General features: G+C 53.8%; 24 protein-coding genes. All 24 read right to left on the reverse strand.

Features of this window, described 5'->3' with window-relative positions:
• The coding region (locus FCN80_RS24160; RefSeq protein WP_136992882.1) for a tail assembly protein at positions 1 to 254 on the reverse strand (254 nt) is incomplete at its 3' end.
• Positions 255 to 324: 70 nt separating this feature from the next.
• A complete protein-coding gene (locus FCN80_RS24165) occupies positions 325 to 687 on the reverse strand; it encodes a hypothetical protein (protein ID WP_136992883.1) in 363 nt (120 codons plus the stop codon).
• Positions 688 to 747: 60 nt separating this feature from the next.
• A complete protein-coding gene (locus FCN80_RS24170; protein ID WP_136992884.1) occupies positions 748 to 1,455 on the reverse strand; it encodes a C40 family peptidase in 708 nt (235 codons plus the stop codon).
• A gap of 1 nt (position 1,456) precedes the next feature.
• Positions 1,457 to 2,206: a phage minor tail protein L gene (locus FCN80_RS24175; RefSeq protein ID WP_136992885.1), complete on the reverse strand. Its 750-nt coding sequence runs from the start codon at positions 2,204 to 2,206 to the stop codon at positions 1,457 to 1,459.
• A gap of 8 nt (positions 2,207 to 2,214) precedes the next feature.
• Positions 2,215 to 2,550, reverse strand: coding sequence for a phage tail protein (locus FCN80_RS24180; RefSeq protein ID WP_136992886.1), 336 nt, complete (start codon positions 2,548 to 2,550; stop codon positions 2,215 to 2,217).
• Positions 2,547 to 5,576, reverse strand: coding sequence for a phage tail tape measure protein (locus FCN80_RS24185; RefSeq protein ID WP_136992887.1), 3,030 nt, complete (start codon positions 5,574 to 5,576; stop codon positions 2,547 to 2,549). Before FCN80_RS24185 ends, FCN80_RS24180 begins: the two co-directional genes overlap by 4 nt.
• A 217-nt stretch (positions 5,577 to 5,793) precedes the next feature.
• Positions 5,794 to 6,150, reverse strand: a complete 357-nt coding sequence (locus FCN80_RS24190; protein ID WP_136992888.1) for a phage tail protein — start codon at positions 6,148 to 6,150, stop codon at positions 5,794 to 5,796.
• A gap of 42 nt (positions 6,151 to 6,192) precedes the next feature.
• Positions 6,193 to 6,648: a phage tail protein gene (locus FCN80_RS24195; protein WP_136992889.1), complete on the reverse strand. Its 456-nt coding sequence runs from the start codon at positions 6,646 to 6,648 to the stop codon at positions 6,193 to 6,195.
• Between the two features lie 23 nt (positions 6,649 to 6,671).
• Positions 6,672 to 7,085 (reverse strand): HK97-gp10 family putative phage morphogenesis protein, encoded by a 414-nt coding sequence (locus tag FCN80_RS24200; RefSeq protein WP_230492918.1) that lies wholly within the window; start codon positions 7,083 to 7,085, stop codon positions 6,672 to 6,674.
• Positions 7,082 to 7,471 (reverse strand): hypothetical protein, encoded by a 390-nt coding sequence (locus FCN80_RS24205; RefSeq protein ID WP_136992890.1) that lies wholly within the window; start codon positions 7,469 to 7,471, stop codon positions 7,082 to 7,084. The genes FCN80_RS24200 and FCN80_RS24205 overlap by 4 nt, the downstream gene beginning before the upstream one ends.
• Complete coding sequence (locus FCN80_RS24210; protein ID WP_136992891.1) at positions 7,458 to 7,802, reverse strand: phage head closure protein; 345 nt, start codon at positions 7,800 to 7,802, stop codon at positions 7,458 to 7,460. Before FCN80_RS24210 ends, FCN80_RS24205 begins: the two co-directional genes overlap by 14 nt.
• Entirely contained in the window at positions 7,799 to 8,116 is a 318-nt protein-coding gene (locus FCN80_RS24215; RefSeq protein ID WP_136992892.1) for a head-tail connector protein, read from the reverse strand. The genes FCN80_RS24210 and FCN80_RS24215 overlap by 4 nt, the downstream gene beginning before the upstream one ends.
• A gap of 51 nt (positions 8,117 to 8,167) precedes the next feature.
• On the reverse strand, positions 8,168 to 8,371 hold the full coding sequence (locus FCN80_RS24220) for a hypothetical protein (RefSeq protein WP_230492919.1): 204 nt from the start codon (positions 8,369 to 8,371) through the stop codon (positions 8,168 to 8,170).
• Between the two features lie 33 nt (positions 8,372 to 8,404).
• Positions 8,405 to 9,616, reverse strand: a complete 1,212-nt coding sequence (locus tag FCN80_RS24225; RefSeq protein ID WP_136992893.1) for a phage major capsid protein — start codon at positions 9,614 to 9,616, stop codon at positions 8,405 to 8,407.
• A 13-nt stretch (positions 9,617 to 9,629) separates the two neighbouring features.
• The gene (locus FCN80_RS24230) at positions 9,630 to 10,280 is read right to left on the reverse strand and encodes an HK97 family phage prohead protease (RefSeq protein WP_136992894.1); all 651 of its coding nucleotides are present in this window, start codon (positions 10,278 to 10,280) and stop codon (positions 9,630 to 9,632) included.
• Complete coding sequence (locus FCN80_RS24235) at positions 10,267 to 11,499, reverse strand: phage portal protein (protein WP_136992895.1); 1,233 nt, start codon at positions 11,497 to 11,499, stop codon at positions 10,267 to 10,269. The genes FCN80_RS24230 and FCN80_RS24235 overlap by 14 nt, the downstream gene beginning before the upstream one ends.
• On the reverse strand, positions 11,499 to 11,684 hold the full coding sequence (locus FCN80_RS24240) for a hypothetical protein (RefSeq protein WP_136992896.1): 186 nt from the start codon (positions 11,682 to 11,684) through the stop codon (positions 11,499 to 11,501). Before FCN80_RS24240 ends, FCN80_RS24235 begins: the two co-directional genes overlap by 1 nt.
• Positions 11,685 to 11,709: 25 nt before the next feature.
• Positions 11,710 to 13,431: a terminase large subunit gene (locus tag FCN80_RS24245; protein WP_136992897.1), complete on the reverse strand. Its 1,722-nt coding sequence runs from the start codon at positions 13,429 to 13,431 to the stop codon at positions 11,710 to 11,712.
• Between the two features lie 2 nt (positions 13,432 to 13,433).
• The gene (locus tag FCN80_RS24250; RefSeq protein WP_230492920.1) at positions 13,434 to 13,790 is read right to left on the reverse strand and encodes a phage terminase small subunit P27 family; all 357 of its coding nucleotides are present in this window, start codon (positions 13,788 to 13,790) and stop codon (positions 13,434 to 13,436) included.
• 305 nt (positions 13,791 to 14,095) lie between these two features.
• Positions 14,096 to 14,278, reverse strand: coding sequence for a hypothetical protein (locus FCN80_RS24255; protein ID WP_136992899.1), 183 nt, complete (start codon positions 14,276 to 14,278; stop codon positions 14,096 to 14,098).
• Positions 14,275 to 14,625: an HNH endonuclease gene (locus FCN80_RS24260; RefSeq protein ID WP_136992900.1), complete on the reverse strand. Its 351-nt coding sequence runs from the start codon at positions 14,623 to 14,625 to the stop codon at positions 14,275 to 14,277. The genes FCN80_RS24255 and FCN80_RS24260 overlap by 4 nt, the downstream gene beginning before the upstream one ends.
• 141 nt (positions 14,626 to 14,766) lie before the next feature.
• Positions 14,767 to 15,036 (reverse strand): hypothetical protein, encoded by a 270-nt coding sequence (locus FCN80_RS24265; RefSeq protein WP_136992901.1) that lies wholly within the window; start codon positions 15,034 to 15,036, stop codon positions 14,767 to 14,769.
• Positions 15,037 to 15,205: 169 nt separating this feature from the next.
• A complete protein-coding gene (locus FCN80_RS24270) occupies positions 15,206 to 15,544 on the reverse strand; it encodes an Acb2/Tad1 domain-containing protein (RefSeq protein WP_136992902.1) in 339 nt (112 codons plus the stop codon).
• Between the two features lie 8 nt (positions 15,545 to 15,552).
• Positions 15,553 to 15,869 (reverse strand): hypothetical protein (locus tag FCN80_RS26545; RefSeq protein ID WP_170975512.1); only part of this gene is annotated, 317 nt, incomplete at its 5' end.

Genomic DNA, 15,869 nt, shown 5'->3' on the forward strand with positions numbered 1-15,869 from the left:
ATGATTGGAGCGATGCGAATATCTTCATTAACTCCAGATAGCACAAGCTCTTCTTTATTAATATTACGTTTCCCTTTGAATACAGCAAAGGTCAAGCCTTTGGCTTGGGAATTTATCATGAACTTCTCAAAACCGGGAACAACAACCGACAGTGCTTTTACTGCTTCTTGTGGACTGTTTACAGCCAATTTATGGACTCGGCCAAACTTAGCACCTAATATGCCATATAATTTTAAAATTTTTAATTCCGACATTTAACCTCCAGTAAAAAAATATTACGAAAATTTAATCTGAAGCGTTACACGCTGGGAAATATGGCATATATTAACTGCAAGAATTTTCTATAAGAGTTAATACGAAACCATTATCAGACTCTATGATAGCGTCGCTTGCGACCGCTTTTTTCACCCCAACTCCAGCTGGAACCATAAACTTTTTAAAGCCGGTATATGCACCAAATGAATTTTTTGCATTAACCTCACCACAAACAAAACCTACCGTCGTTCCATCTTTGTTTTGAGTTTTCACATAATAATGCAAGTTTCTAAAATCCGCACTACCCGGATCCTTCAAAGCAGACATCACGCTTTTCTTGCCCAATTGAGTTGGATCATTATTTTCCTGACCGCAGGCAGTTAACCAAAAAGATACAATTAATAAAACCAATATCCTAGAGAATATCATCATCAGTTCCCCCATTCCTTTATTAAGGGGGTAAATTGTAACACAATGCAGTAATCATTAAAATTATATTGCCATTTTATAACGAACGATTTTTATTGTTCTTTCCCGCCAGTATCCGCCATAGGGCACTCGGTGACTCAGTTGGCCATACATGTGGTGCAGCATGAGTCCCTCACCCAGGTAAACGCCGGCGTGATTCGGCTCGTTTGCCCGTATCTGCATAATGATGACGTCCCCGATCTGTAGCTCGCCACTGGCCAGGATAAAGCCCGCGTCGACATAGTGTTTCATATACAAATTCTCGCCACGGTTCCACCAGCCGTCCGTCCGGTCGAAATCTGGCAGCGCGATGCCGCGCTCCAGCCGGTACCAGTCCCGAACGATGGCGTAACAGTCCCAGATGCCATGCACGAACGGGCGGCCTTCCAGCGGTTTGATGCCCTCGATCGGCATAATCTCCCGGACATCACCCTCCGGCCAGCTCGCGATGAGCCAAGGCACCTGTGACAGGTCACACTGCGCCAGGTCGAGCTGTGACGGGTGCGTGGTGGCATCCGGGTGGCTATGTGCTATCGCAACGATTGTCCCGGTATCCTCAGCCGCGGCATATTCGGCCGGGTCGATGCGAAATTGCTCGCCGGCATCCGGTGCTGTATTTCGACACGGGATGTACGATTGCCGCCGGCCGTTCTGCACCACCAGCCCGCAACACTCCGCCGGGTAGGTCTCGGCGGCGTGCGCCAGAAGTTTTTTAACGATGTGTTGGCGCATATTACCTCTTCAGCAATGCCGACCCGGGGAAGCCACCAAACGGCAGCTGGTTGCCATCGCCAAACCGGCATTTGCACGAACTCATCAGTCCGCCGCACACGTCCTGGCTCGGGTCGTCGACCGGGTTATCGTCAATATCGAAATACGCCGTCCCCGTATAGCCGCATTCGGGCCCGCGGTACCGGTTACGGATCGCCCAGGTACACAGGCTGTGAATTTGTCGGGTGGGGATCATGATGCCCTCAAGATCAGCCGGACTCGACAGCGCGAACTGGATTTGTTCGTTGTCCTCGCTGGTTTTGCTGTCGATATACCAGACCTCGATTTTTTCCTGCTCCGGATCGGCGTTGGCGTTGCCGTCGGGGAAATTTCGGGCATCGAGGTAATGGGCGAACGTGGTGTGGATTTTGACGGCCGCTTGTACCAGGTTCTGATAGGCCAGACACAGCGACGAGATGGTACCGTCAATATTCCCCACGGCCAGTGTCGGCGTTGGTGCGCTGCCGTCGCTGGTCACTTCCAGCCCGGTAACCTGCGTCGGCCAGGGTTTATACTCTATGCCCTGCCACCAGATGGATTTAGCCGGCAGTGAGTCGGGATTTCCGCCGGCCGCCTCCAGCTCCGCTTCGGTAAATGGGATAGCATGGTTATGAAAATAGAGCTGGGGGCCGTCAAAGGCGCCGCAGTCAACTTCAAATAGCGTGACCTTGCTGCCCGGCTCCAGCTTTTGAAGATCGGAGGTAATTGCCATGGGGTGCCTTATGGGTGATAAGCGGTGATAAAGGTTGCGGTGAGGGAAAAATTGTTATTGCCCAGCGGGGTGGCCTGATATTGTTTGCAACAATACAGCCCCATTTCAAACAGCGGATTGCGCCATTGGAATGCGGTATAACCTCTATGGTCACGGATAAACTGTAATATGGGGGAAATGTAGTCCCACGTCCCAACAAACGTCAGCGCCCAGCTCTGGGCCTCGCTGTTGATGCCATCGCCGGACCGTTGGGTATAGCCATCACCGAGTTGGATTTCTCGCACGGCCGGCGTTAAATCGCCCGTGGGATTGACACGCGGGGAAAAATTGAATGTCCGGATCATTTACGCCCCTTAATGGCTCTGCTGATCGCGCCGCCCTGGCCCAAATCCCTATCCCGCAACGTCCGATAGCGCTGGTCAACATAGGCCCCAATGTCATTGCCGAACTGCTGATAACCCTGGGTATCGCTCTGGGTCGATGTGTTGCCGCTGTCGGTGATATAGATATTGACCTGCGGTGCGCCAGCCGACTGCTGCGCGCCGTTGGCAACAGCGCGAACTCCCAGGGAGCCATCCGACGCGCGTGTCAACGGCATGATGGCTTCTGGTCCCGCCTCACCCATGACCCCGGCGCCGCTGGCAAACGCGAAAAACGTCGGCTGGTTGACAATGTTATTGCGATATCGGCCGAGATCCGGCGAGGCGAAAACATCGCCCTTTGCATAGGCGGTATAGCTGGTCGATAACCCCATAGCGCCGGTCGCGCCACTGGCAGTTGATGCCGTGGAAGACGCCCCGCCGCCCAATACGCCCGATAACAGGCTGGAGCCGATGCCAAAAATCGACTGTAGCGCACTGGAGGCCGCCACTTGTAGTTGGATTTTAATGAGATCGGCAATAATGGATTTGGCCAGCGTGGAAAAATTTAACTTACCTGTCGTCACAAACGTCGCCAGGCCGCTGGCCATCGAATCAAAGCTGCTGGTGGCAAAATCCTTCATCTGTTCATAGGCGTTGCTGGCGCTGACCGCCCAATCCGTGACGCCTTTCTTAAACCCGATGGAATAACTGCCGTCAATTTTTTGTTTCTCGGCGGCGGTATTCGCGACAATGTCCAGCTGGCGCTGCTGCTCCGTTGCCAAAAAATCCGTTTCCTGTCGGTACAAATCCGATGAATGATTGGTCGTTTCTTTATCCAGTTTCAACCGCCGGGCGGCAAAATCATTACGGATCTGCTGTTCGGCCGTCATTTGCTCATACGCCGGGGAGGATAGGGTCATTTCCGCCAGCGAATTATTGGCCGTCTGCTGTTTTTCGGCCGTGGCCTGGGTTAGTTCGGCGTTTTCCTGCTGAAATTTTAATGCCAACGCGCGGTTGGCATTCTCCTGCTCCAGCCCAGCATTCACCTGCAACTGGGCGCGGATTTGGTCCTGCATGGCCAGAATGCTTTTTTGCCCGGTCGTCAGGTGATTTTTGTCAAACCCGGCGACCTCGGCATTAAACGCCGCCAGTTTTTTCTGGCTGGCGGTCAGTTTGTTGCTGTCGTCCACCTGCGCCCGCAATGCCGCCTCTTGTTCCTGGAGCTGTATGAGCATGTTCCGACCATCGTTGACGCCGGCGGTCGAGGCTTTCTTATGGTTACCAAATTCCTTATCAACCCCTTTTAACGCCTGGTTGTAGTCGTCCAGAGACATTTTTCCGGATTTGTATTCGGCGGTAATTTCCGCCGTCAAGCGAGCGGCCTCTTTCTTGGGATCGGCGCCGGCTTTGATGGCGGCATTAATTTCGGATTCTGTTTTGATGCGCGCCAATGCAGCGTTTTGGTCTGCCACAGCTTGCTTTTGTTTTTCTTCCGCCTGCTTTTTCTGTTGATCGGCCACTGCCTGGGCATCACGAGCGGGCTTATCCATATCCACGCCCATCATATTGGACATGACGCGGGCATTATCGATATCGGCCTGACCAATGGCCGACAACGCGCCGGAAACCTTTTCCTTGAGCTTATCCCACCAGCCGGCCGTGTTCTGGATCTCGGTTTGCTGATCTTTCAGTTTCTGGTTGACCAGGTCCAACAATATCCGTTGAGCGAGCGCCGTCGCCTCGGCAATGTTCCCCTGGCGCTCCAGGCTGGCAATTTGCTCTATCTGGCTGGCATTAAAGACCAGGCCCTCACTGGTCAACTGCTGAATGGCCTTGAGTGGGTCGCCGCGCAGGCTGGTCAATTGCCGGACCAGCGTATCCGCATCGCCGCCCATATCATTGATTTGCGCGCCCAAGGCGGCCACCTGTTCGAGCATGTCACCGGTGAAGCCGGCCTTGACCGCCGCCGTTACCGATTTCACTGCGCCGTCGGTATCCCCCAATTGGACAGCCAGCCCGCGCAACTGATCGGCCGTCATACCCACGGCACCATAATTTTGCAAGATAGCGGCGTTGAATGCCTGCGTTTCCTTGGTGGCCTGTTCGAATCCGGCATACAGCGCGGTAATGGCCGATACCCCCGCCAGGATACCCAGCCCTGGCAAGCCACCCACCAGCGATAGCAACCCCCGCCAAAGACCCGATGCGGCGCTGGCGGCGCGGGTCGTGAATGACACTTTTTGATTTGCGACGCTGATAGCCTCAATGGCGGCGGCCAGCTTAACCTTGCCGGCGGCCTCTGCCGCGTCCGCCGCAGTGACCGCCTCCGTGACCGCAGCCAGTTTCGCCTGTGCCGCCGTCTCGGCGAGATTGGCCTCGGTCACCTGGCGATTGATTTTTACATAATCATCCTGGTAGCTGACATTCAACCCCAGTTCCTTATTGACCTGGGATTGCGTTGCCAGGTAGCGCGCCAACTCCTGCGCCTGAGTCCGGGATGCCTGGGCGGCCGCCTGAGTCCGCTGCGCCGCGGTCATCTGCGCTTGCGCCTGAGTGCGCGCCGCCTGCGCCTGGGCGATTTCAGCCGCTGCCGCTGTTTCGGCCACTGTAGCCGCTTGGCGGGCGGCCTCCTGTTGCGCCTTCCAACCGCCTGAGGTGGTATTCAGACTGACAAACAGGCGATCGAGAGACGGCACCATGGCATTAGCAATCGTACTTAATGCGATATTGCTGCCACCGGCCAGGCTGTTGACCATGGAGCGAAACTGCTCCAAGCCGGTGCTGGCTTTCGAAATATGCCCCTGCAGACCATCAAACTGTGTTCCGGCATGACCCGCCTGAACGGCGATTTTAGAGATGGCCGCGCCAGCCGAGGCCGATTGCTGTCGGACGGTATCGGTAAATTTTTTCGCTGACGATGCGGCGCCGTTGAACGCCTCTACCGATTCGGATTTGAAGGCGGCGCTGTTTAGGTGCAGTGCTACCGCCAGGGAGGCAACATCAGCCATTACATGAGTGCTCGCATAACGTCGGCGCACTGTCGGTCTATATCGTCAGTGGCAACAGGATGAGTGGAAGCCGGCACCGCCGGCATGTCGGACAGCAGCGCAAAATACGCCTGCCAATGCCGCAAAATACCTGCAGGCAAAATTGCGATTTTTCGGGGATCTGCCTCGCCGAACCTGTCAGCCAAACTGAAAATCAGTTGTAGCCACGGCGAGTCAGTTAGTTTTTTTTCGCTTCCTCCAGCGTGCCGTAACTGTGTCGATGCACCAGTGTGATTGCCTCTAACAATGCGGCATTGTCATGTACGGCCAGGATTTCGGCGGCGGTAGGGAGTTCCGGGGTCGGGATAGGTTGGCCGGTTTCATCCACCAGCGCCGATAAAATCAGGCCGGCGCCTAACTGTGCGGATTGTTTCTGATCATTGGCGTCGCGGGCCGCGGCCAGCCCGTCATCATAGTCCATCAACTCTTGCGCGGTCAGGCGCCGGATGTAGACATCCGCGCCGAACAGAGTGCAGGGTATCGCGGTATTCAGCGGGCGCAACAGGGCGGCCCGGAGCGGGTTTTGTTTAGACATGTTTTTCCTTAATGATATTCAGGCGAAAGGATCACGAACGGATCACGAACCGGACGACACCGTGCCCCAGGTAATGCTGTTTTGTTTGCCGGAGACGGTAATTTGAATAACATCGCTCGACGGCGCGGTAATTTCCGCTACTTCCCAACCACCCAGTGCCAGAATCATCGTAGCGGTACGGCCGTTGGGCAATTCCGTGTAAAACTGCACCGTCTGGCGCGCGGCGGCCGCGGTCAGGAAATCCGTGAAATCGGTATTGGTCGGGTCGTCCACAAATCCCAGGGATTTATCAGGCCCCTCTGGTACGTCGGAAATAAACTGTTTTTGCGTGTCGATGAGCGTGGTGCAGTCCACAAACGACGCCGTTTGACCGGTGGCGCCAATAGCCTTGCAGTTGATTAGCGGTTTCAATGCCGCCGCTTCATCGCCAATCGCGCCCCATTTGATAACAGTGCCGGCGGGCAGCATGGCATATTCCGGCGAAGTCTTATCAACCATAATTTGTCTCTCTCGGTGGTTTACTATCTGGATAGGCCTGCGCGGATCTCAACGGCGAGAATGCGCAAAACCTGGGATTTGTGGTAATCAAGCGCCGGCCGGATAAACGGCCTGGCCACCTGTTTGACGGTGCCGAACTCCTGGGCCAGCGCCTTCATTTGGTGCGCCTTGCTGGGGCCAACTTTCAATGTCACTACTGTAAGCCATTGCGTATCATTGATACGGTTGGTGCTGGTGATCTTGATACTATCCCGCATGTGCGGCCCGGGGCTTTTCGCATCGTAGCCCGCATGACGCTGCATATCGTCCATCACCGGCGCTAGCGCGGTCTTTCCGGCATCACGCAGAACCTTAACCGCTTTGTTGGTGCCCAGATCCACCAATTGGCGCTCCAGCTCCGCCAGGCCCTGCACGTCTACACGCAACAGCCCTTTCATACGGCGTCCTCCGGGTAACAGATGAGGTAATCCCGGATCAAGCGGTACTGAATCCGGTTATCGCTCAACGTGGCCTGGTCCTGCTGAATGCCGTCCCGCATCACCGTCTGAACCGGCCATGTGCCAAGATAACCATGCCGGATAGCCTCCCAGGCGTTGCAAACAGTTTTATCCAGGGACAGTAGTCGGGGATAATCGTCGATGACATAGAGTGATACCTGAACGCGGGCCTGTATCAGCGCGGTTTGCACCAGACCGGTATCAAAACGCGGATCACTGATACGCTGATAGGTCACCCCCTCTTGTTCCGGATCGGGTAATAACAACGGATACGCCGGCAATCCGGTCAGGGTTTCCAGTGAGTTTTTGATTTCATACTCGATCATGACGGGCATCCGCCTCCGCGGTGATCAGCAGCCGGTCAGACTGTGTCCGGTCAGTCGCCCTGACCGTATACACCCGCCCGGCGAATACCACCTGCCAATCGATATCCACATCTGACCGGGGCGCGAGCGTGAACAATATCGTCTCCACCACCTGCTGCTGGTCAATGGTGCGGATTTTCCGGTTGGAAATCGGCTCAACTTTGGCCCAGGGGGTAGCAACATCAACCGTGGTCCGTTGCTCTGCGCCGGATTGCGGATCCCGGCTGACATCGACCCGGCGCAGCATAATACGCTTATTCCGCTCGCCGCTGGTCAAGGGTGCAGGCTTCATAATGGGATAATCCGATAAGGTTCGAGCAATTCATTGAATCCCAGCGGAATGGGTAATTGCTGAACAGATGCGGCCGCCTCTCGATTGATATACCAGTGTCCGACGGCCAGCAGGATGGCTAGGGCAATATCTTCCGTAACCACCAGCCCCGAGTCCTCGTCTTCTGGCACCTCATCGTCATAAAGAGGCCGGTTAATGAAATTCTCGGCCTTGCGGCGCGCGGCCGCGGCCATAAGGGTTAACAGCGCATCGCTGGATGTGTCGTCGTCGTCAATTCGGCACTGCGCCCTGAGTTGATCAGGAGTTGGAATCATATCAGACCCCTTCCCGCTGGCTGGCGGGCATAAAAAAACCGCCGAAGCGGATTATTTTTTGCTTTTTTTAGTTTCAGGTTCCACCGGGGTATTGGTGTCCTGCCCTGAGTCTTCAATGATTTCAGAAATACCAAGATGTCCCGCAATTACCACGGCGCGGGCGGGTATTTCTCCGTTCTGATACTCCCCGAACGGAATGATGTCAATCTGCACACCATCCGGGGACCATTTGAGGTCTTTAAGCAATTTAATCATTGGGTTGCCTCAAAGGGGCCGAAGCCCCCTACATTAATCCGCCGCTACGCCTATCTGTAACAGCTTGATGGCTTGGGAGTCCGCCAGCATACCGCCGGTGCGCTTGGTGGTATAGAAACCAACAAACGGTTTATTGGTGTACGGGTCACGCAGGATACGGGTACCGATGCGGTCAACAATGGTGTAACCCCGCTTGAAGTTGCCAAACGCAATCGCCTTCGCATCAGCGGCGATGTCCGGCATCTGTTCGTTTTCCGCCACCCCGTAACCGACCAGGCTCGATGGTTGCCCCAATTCCAACCCCGGACGCCACAGATAGTTACCCTCCGAATCCTTAAGGATGCGCACGGCAAACAGTGAGCTGTTGTTCATCATGAACTTGGCACCGGCGCGATGGACCTTGCGGAGGGTGTAAACCAAATTCAAAACAGCGTCGGCGGTGACGCTGGCGGCAGCGCCGGAAAGGATATACTGTAACGTACCGAATGCGCGGGCCGCGTCCTTATCCGCAGTGGAGGGGTAGGCTAAGAACCCTTTCGGTTTTTTGGTGCCGTTGCCGCTGGTAAACGCGATTTCTTCTTGTTCAGCGAACTCACTGGACAGTTCGCTATTGATCCAGGACTCAACGTCAAAGAAGGCGTCATCCAGCATGGTCTGCGTCGCTTGCGGGTTTCCGTAGATTTCCCCCATAAACGGCTCAATTTGGCCCAGTTTGGAGGCGTCGGTCGCCGGGCGCGCATCCGTTTCACCCACCCAGCCGGAGGCGGTGCCACCGAGATTGACAAGTTTCTTGTACTGAGCGCCGCCGACAGTGATGGTGGTTGCTTCCTGGCGCATGACCACTTCGTCTTTCAGCAACGTCAAGATGGTGCGATCCAACTCTTCCGGCACCGCATATCCCCCATCTTCATCCACACCGATCTGTAGCGCCTTGCGCTCCAACTCGCGCAAGTTATCGTCACGGCCTTTGCGCATAAACTCCATGAAGGCGGATTTATGCTCACTGGCTTCCTTGCTCTGCGTGGCGCCACCCGGACGTTTTACTCGCTTCAACTCATCTTCCAATGCAGATTTCAGTGTATCCAGTTCACTTAGTTTGCCGTTCAGGGTTTCCACCTCGCCGGCTAGCTTACCTTTTTCCTGTTCCACGGCGGACAGGCGGGCATCGTTCTTTTCTTTGAACTCATCGAATTTTTTTTGCAGGTCTTGCGCGACTTGTTCAACGTCTTTGATTTCTACAGACATAGTGTACTCCAGATTAAAAAGTTAGAGATTTCAATGTGTTTAAGGCTAGACCTATTTCATCGTCACGCTGAGACAGGCCGCCGTAACCCTCAGCCATAAACGCCTTGGCTTGAGAGCGGGAAAGTCCAACGTCGCGCAGGACTCGTTCAATACATTTCGGGGAGGGTGTTTCGCCGCGGGCGAACAGGGATTTAACGTCACTTACGCGCGCCTCATCATTGGCCGGGAATGTCACCAAACTGACTTCCCATAAATCAATGTCTTTCAGCAAAAAGGCGTCTTTCGCCTTATCGAACTCCCAATCTTTAAGCATGTATCCAATAGACAGACCGGTTATTGAGCCGGCCTTCATATGGGCATGCGCTCGTTTGGACAGGGGGTCATCGTCGATCAATAGCCGCCCTTGAAGAAAAAGACCGGTATCGTCTTCCTTCATCGCGGTATAGATACCGATGGGTTCATCCATCCTGTGCTGCCAGAGCATGGCTGGAAGCGCGCCCTTTTCGGTCCAGTTTTGCAATGATTTACTGAAAGCGCCGGGGATCACGATATCGCCGTAACTGTCTTTTACGCCGAATACCGAGCCGTAACCCTCGAATTCTCCCGAATCATTAACGGATTTAATTTTCAGCGGAATATCAAGCCGTTGTTTAATCATCGGCATGGCCATTTCCCTCAGTTGGTTTTTTCGTGTCCGAGTCTTGCGGCTTGGTCGTCATGTTCATGGGAGTGAGATAGACATCGCCGCCAGGGCGAGGATTACGATCCTCCAGCTCCAAGCAGTCATTGGGTGAGTACATACCCCAGTTAATGGCGGTGGCATAGGAATCAAAACGGGACTTCATATCGCCACGTAACAGGGCGCCGGTGTTGAATTTCGCATAATAAGTGCCCTGCTTTGATTCCTGAATTAACCCGATATTGATCCGCTGTTCAATGCGCGTCAGGTACGGCACCAGGGAATAATTAATAAATCCAATTCCCAAGCTTTCAATATTGCTGAAAGTAGCTCGGTCTGTGTTCTGCACCATGTGCATGGGGACGCGGTAAATTCGGCATATTTCTTCAAGCTGAAACTTTCGGGTTTCCAGAAATTGGCTGTCTTCAGCATTAAGTCCCATCGCTTTCCATTCGAGACCCATTTCCAGGATCATTGGGCGGTGCGCATTACCCAACCCTGTATGTCGCTCTTCAAAATCCTTCCTCAGGCGGGCATAGGCTTCATCCGTTAGGGTCTGCTCTGTTTGCAATACCCCTGAAGTCACAGCGCCATTGCTGAAAAGGCGTGAACCGTGTTCTTCCGTAGCCAAACCAAGGGAGATAGCTTCGCGGGCATACGCGATCGGGTTAAGCCCCACCAGCCCGTCAAGCGTCAAAATGCGGACGTGCCAGATATCATCTTGTCCAAGTACATCGGTAGAGCCATCAGGGAATGTCACCTGGTAAACCGGCTGCCACTGACTGTTAAGTTTGGGTTGGACGCAGCCCGGATCGAGCGGTAAAAGTTCTACTACCTCACCCAGGGCTTTGACCTTGTAGGCGTAAAAATTTCCACGCAGACACAGGCAGGTCACGAGCAATTCCCAAAACTCCTGCGGCGTCATGTAATCGTTGGGCTTGAGCGAAAGTAATTTATACAACCGCTCACTGACAGCCTTCTCTTTGCCTTTGTCTGTGGTCTTATAGATATTGCAGGGCAGCATTCCTATTGACTCGGCCAGTACCCGGATACACCCGAAAACCGCCGTCAGGCGCATGGCTTTTTGACTGCTTACGCGCTTCCCTGTGTAGGTGTCGTAAGACAATCCGGAAATCTCGGCCAGTTCCGCCGGGGTAGTGACAGGTGTTGAATTGGCGTTTTTAAACATCGCGGGGAAGAACATTACTCACCCCCGGAGTGTTTTTGCGCCTGATTTGTCGCCATGGCGCGAGATACCATCCATGACCAAAGCAGGCAAAGGAGTCCCCCAATCATATAACCGGCAGGGATGTATACCAGCCAGGCGCCAAACGAAAGCAGGAACGCGCCGATAATCCCTACAATCAAGGACAATACAGGTAGGATCATAAATATATCGCCTTACAGCGCTCCGTTAGAGTGACCTTATTCCGTATGATTCGAGGTGATCGGATAATGATTCCTCTTTTTCGTTAAGCATGGCCCGACCGATCGCCATGATGAGCGATACCGCGCCATCGATTTTGTTTTCATTGCCCTCTTTGGTCGGTCGGACGACATCATCACTGCCGGGTACATACTTCCCCACCACGTTACTGATACACCAGGTCATGACCGGGTTGCCGTCATGATGAAACCGCCCCGAGGCAATGGCGGCGTTCAGCTCCATCATGGGGGAACTCATATTGGTGTAATTCTGGATGATGGTGATGGGCTGCAATCCCTCATCGGCCAGATCATGCGAAATACTGGTGGCGCCATGGGGATCAATAGGGCAACTCAGCACCTTCACATGCGCATTCAGCCCGACGATATGCTCGAATATCTGCCGGTTATCCACTTCGGCGCCGTCTGTAGCGATCAGTTTTTGCATATTCACGAACCGCGCATAACGTTCGGCGGTGCGTTTGATGGCCGGATCAGTTGAAAACACCGTGTCCTCCGGCACCCAAAAGGCCGGGGAAACGCAAAAATAATGTGTTCTGCCGTCGATTATCCGGGTAAAAACCGGACAGACGCAGTTCAAATCCAGTTTGGACGCCAGGTCGATACCGGCATGACATTCCTCGCCGTAAAAATCCTCAATTTTCAGCGTCGGGTCAGCACAGGATTTCCATTTCTCCAGATTGAAATAGGCGGATTTCGCGGATACCCAGAGATTAAAATGTTTGGTTTTAATCTTGTTGGTCTGCGACGGCACACTGATGGCCAGTTGCTGCTGCGCCAGCAGGTAATCTTCATCGACCGAAACACCCATGTTGGGGTTGGCCTTGGTCAACGCCTCGGGTTGGGTCCAGTCGTCGTCCTCATCCAGGGTATAGATAATGCCGAACAGTTCCTCGTTGGGGAGGATATTGTCGAGCATTTCAGTCACCTGGCGGCGCTTTTCATAGCACGGACAATCCAGCGTGAAGCCGGCGGTGGTGATGATCCAGGCTAATGGCTGCGCCCGGGCGCCCATACCGGTGGTCATGGTGGTATAGAGCGTATCCGTCGGGTGTTCGTGGTATTCGTCTATCAGCGCGCACGACGGCGAGTCACCATCGCCCGGGTCACCGATAATAGGTTCAAACACCGAACCGTCTGGCCGGGTCATCTTTTTAGCCCAGGGCTTGACCTGAAATCGCTTGCGCAGGTTGGGCAATCTCATGGCCATCATCAGCGCCGGTTTGAACACCTTCCATGCCTGCCGTTCCGTGGTGGCGCCGCAATACACCTCCGCGCCATATTCATCATCGGCACAAAACATGTAGGTACCCACACCGGCAGCGAACAATGATTTGCCATTTTTACGCGGTACCTCGGTGTACGCCTCGCGAAAGCGGCGCATGCCGTTTTTCTTTTTGACCCAGCCGAACACCATTGAAAAAATAAACTGCTGCCACGGCTCCAGCGTAATCAGCAACTTTTGCTTGGCCCATTTGCCATTGGTGTGCGGCAACTTTTGCAAAAACCGGCAGGCGCGTTCCGCCTTATCGCGGTCAAACCGGTAAGGCCAGGCTTTATCCTTGGCTTTTTCCAGATCGGAAAAGTGCCGCTGGCAGGCGGCGCGGACATATTTGCAGGCGGGAACTTTCCCGCTAATGACCTCCCGGGCGTATTGCTGGGCGGCATTTACGTTCGGGTATGCGGCCATAATTAGAACTCATCGAATTCGTTCTCGTCGTCATCATCGTTTCCGCCGCCGATCATGCGTAGCCGGCTAAGCGGATCCAAGCCGAGTAACGAACCCAGGCGCGCCAATTGTGAAACGCAATCATTGCGAACGGCGACGGCCGGATGTTTTTTCAGACCACCGGTACCGCCTAAATCCGCCAACCCTTTATTTTCGAGATCTTTCAATGCCTGAGTCGCGATGACCTGTTCGGCCACAATCATCAAATGGAATGAATTGCAGTACGCCAGCAGCAACGGCGCGTCTTCAAGTTCAAATGTGCCGCGCTCTATGAGAATTTTGCTTTGGGTTTTCCAAATCTTGATCGCGATGTCGCTCATCAACTCCGCCGGCGGCGCGATCCGGGTTAGGCTGCTTTTGTGTTTGGCGGTCGAGTTGCTTTTTCGGCCTCCTCCGGCCGCCCGAACCGACGTTCCCATACCCCTCCCGAAATGTTAAAAAATGTCGAAAAAAAATTCCTTATTTCGGGCGCGTAAAAATAGGCCCAAGGCGGCGGTCCCGCGGCGTGAGAGGGGTAGCGATTTGACCCGCCCCTCCCCAGCATGGATGAGAGGTATTATCATTTGAAATGCGAAAGATTCTCATTTGAATGACAATTGATAGTCATTCTCGTTTGATGAACGCATCAGGCTGCTTGTTGCAACTCGGCGCCAACCAGGCCGATGGCTATCACCGCCTCACCATCCGGATGGTCTTGTATCATCTGCCTGATGGTGGTCAGGCACTCGTTCACCTTTACCTGCTGCTCGGCAGTCAATGACGCAATCAGACCTTTGAACAGCAAAACTGTTTCTTCATCGCGTGTCATCGAGTCCTCTCGGTTGCTGTCTTACTGCGATGGCAGGGCCAGCATAGGCTTTCAAGGTTGCTATCGGCGTCTGTGCCGCCGTGCGCCTTGGGTATGATGTGGTCCACAGTGGTGGCCGGTATGGCTCGGCCTTGGCGTAGGCACTCTTGGCATAGGTGCCGGTCGCGTTTCAGGATGCGCGGGCGGATTACATCCCATTTGCGGCCATACCCGCGCTCATGCCGGCTCTTGCCACGTTGGTGGCTTTCCCATCCTGTATTGCGATGGGCTTCGCAATAGCCCGAGCGATCAGTAGTGGTGTTGCGGCAACCGTGATAACGGCAGGCGCGTGGGATTGCGGCAGTCACAATTACTCCAGAACATGAAAAGCCACCAGCAACCAAGCCTTGATGGCGGTGAGTGTTGCTGATGACTTTGCTTGCGCATTAGCGCTGGCTCTCATTGAAAGCCAGCGGTGATACACACATTAAAAAACCGCCCTAAAGCGGTTAGGTTGCTTTCAAATTTTCATTAAAATGCTCTTCCGCTTTGTTTGCGGCATCTTCTACTATGGTGATATTAGGACCAAACGGTAGCTCTTCTTTTTGATATACCCACAAATACATATCGGAGTCGTCTACTACAGGGTCAAATCTACTTATCAGTGCATAAAAGCCTGTCCCATCGCTTTTTTGGTAAATCTCGTACTTGTAACTAATTCCCGCGTCACTTTTGAAATGCAATGTTTCTTTAAGATAACCTTTTTTTGCGTATCCCATTTTCTAGTCCACCTGATTAATCGGAACTTCTAAAGTAACTCAACAGGTGAAAGTGTAAATGGATGCCTCACGCATTTTCTGGTCAGACGTGAACATTTTTGATAGTTACTCAGATTTAGGCAAACACTGTCAGAGCCTTTCAGGAAAAGGTAAAAGGCTCTTGCACTGATTAACAGGTCGTCGGCTGGGCCACCGCTCGCACCAGCGCCATGATGCCGGTTTGGATATCGGTCTTGCCGATAGCTGCCCAGCGCTGGGGTTCGGCCGCGGCAAAGCGGCGGAATTCTTGTGCCTCGTCCGATGCACCCTGATAAACATCGAAGTCAGTTCCGTGCTGTGCATCGCACGCGGCGGAAAACTTAACCTCATGGTCGGTTCTCAGGCGGCCGGCAAGTTCAGCCTGGAGCGCCAACAACTCGGCACCCTTCGCTTTGATGCGGTTCATCAGGTCGATTTCCTCCGGTGTCAAGTCGCGATAACCGGAGATTTTACGGTGTTGGTTTTCCATGGTTCCCCTTACAACTTCTTGGCAAGGGCCACCGCTTCGTCAAATACCGCTTCGACGTCATGGCCCAAGAAAATCAGAATATCTTTCACCTTGGCTAGGATTTTCTCATACTCGGTTACGGCGATGGTGGGGTTATCTTCATCGGGCTGAGAGTCGATGACCGACACTTTTTCTCCCGGATAAATAACAGGCACAGCCACAAAATACAGCGTATTAACGCTGGCAGTCGTGCCATCGGCCAGGGTTGCAACCAGAGTCGCAGCGCCGACAGTGGTGCTTACCAGACTGACAGATACCTGACCATTGGCGTCAGTGGTTCCCTGCG

Source organism: Martelella alba, from assembly GCF_005217455.1.
Classification (GTDB): Bacteria; Pseudomonadota; Gammaproteobacteria; order Enterobacterales; family Enterobacteriaceae; genus Acerihabitans.

Bases quoted from the DNA above. Each gene is read 5' to 3' on its own strand.
- FCN80_RS24165 (WP_136992883.1), bottom strand. From the start codon at position 687: ATGATGATATTCTCTAGGATATTGGTTTTATTAATTGTATCTTTTTGG.
- FCN80_RS24170 (WP_136992884.1), bottom strand. From the start codon at position 1,455: ATGCGCCAACACATCGTTAAAAAACTTCTGGCGCACGCCGCCGAGACC.
- FCN80_RS24175 (WP_136992885.1), bottom strand. From the start codon at position 2,206: ATGGCAATTACCTCCGATCTTCAAAAGCTGGAGCCGGGCAGCAAGGTC.
- FCN80_RS24180 (WP_136992886.1), bottom strand. From the start codon at position 2,550: ATGATCCGGACATTCAATTTTTCCCCGCGTGTCAATCCCACGGGCGAT.
- FCN80_RS24185 (WP_136992887.1), bottom strand. From the start codon at position 5,576: ATGGCTGATGTTGCCTCCCTGGCGGTAGCACTGCACCTAAACAGCGCC.
- FCN80_RS24190 (WP_136992888.1), bottom strand. From the start codon at position 6,150: ATGTCTAAACAAAACCCGCTCCGGGCCGCCCTGTTGCGCCCGCTGAAT.
- FCN80_RS24195 (WP_136992889.1), bottom strand. From the start codon at position 6,648: ATGGTTGATAAGACTTCGCCGGAATATGCCATGCTGCCCGCCGGCACT.
- FCN80_RS24200 (WP_230492918.1), bottom strand. From the start codon at position 7,085: ATGAAAGGGCTGTTGCGTGTAGACGTGCAGGGCCTGGCGGAGCTGGAG.
- FCN80_RS24205 (WP_136992890.1), bottom strand. From the start codon at position 7,471: ATGATCGAGTATGAAATCAAAAACTCACTGGAAACCCTGACCGGATTG.
- FCN80_RS24210 (WP_136992891.1), bottom strand. From the start codon at position 7,802: ATGAAGCCTGCACCCTTGACCAGCGGCGAGCGGAATAAGCGTATTATG.
- FCN80_RS24215 (WP_136992892.1), bottom strand. From the start codon at position 8,116: ATGATTCCAACTCCTGATCAACTCAGGGCGCAGTGCCGAATTGACGAC.
- FCN80_RS24220 (WP_230492919.1), bottom strand. From the start codon at position 8,371: ATGATTAAATTGCTTAAAGACCTCAAATGGTCCCCGGATGGTGTGCAG.
- FCN80_RS24225 (WP_136992893.1), bottom strand. From the start codon at position 9,616: ATGTCTGTAGAAATCAAAGACGTTGAACAAGTCGCGCAAGACCTGCAA.
- FCN80_RS24230 (WP_136992894.1), bottom strand. From the start codon at position 10,280: ATGCCGATGATTAAACAACGGCTTGATATTCCGCTGAAAATTAAATCC.
- FCN80_RS24235 (WP_136992895.1), bottom strand. From the start codon at position 11,499: ATGTTCTTCCCCGCGATGTTTAAAAACGCCAATTCAACACCTGTCACT.
- FCN80_RS24240 (WP_136992896.1), bottom strand. From the start codon at position 11,684: ATGATCCTACCTGTATTGTCCTTGATTGTAGGGATTATCGGCGCGTTC.
- FCN80_RS24245 (WP_136992897.1), bottom strand. From the start codon at position 13,431: ATGGCCGCATACCCGAACGTAAATGCCGCCCAGCAATACGCCCGGGAG.
- FCN80_RS24250 (WP_230492920.1), bottom strand. From the start codon at position 13,790: ATGAGCGACATCGCGATCAAGATTTGGAAAACCCAAAGCAAAATTCTC.
- FCN80_RS24255 (WP_136992899.1), bottom strand. From the start codon at position 14,278: ATGACACGCGATGAAGAAACAGTTTTGCTGTTCAAAGGTCTGATTGCG.
- FCN80_RS24265 (WP_136992901.1), bottom strand. From the start codon at position 15,036: ATGGGATACGCAAAAAAAGGTTATCTTAAAGAAACATTGCATTTCAAA.
- FCN80_RS24270 (WP_136992902.1), bottom strand. From the start codon at position 15,544: ATGGAAAACCAACACCGTAAAATCTCCGGTTATCGCGACTTGACACCG.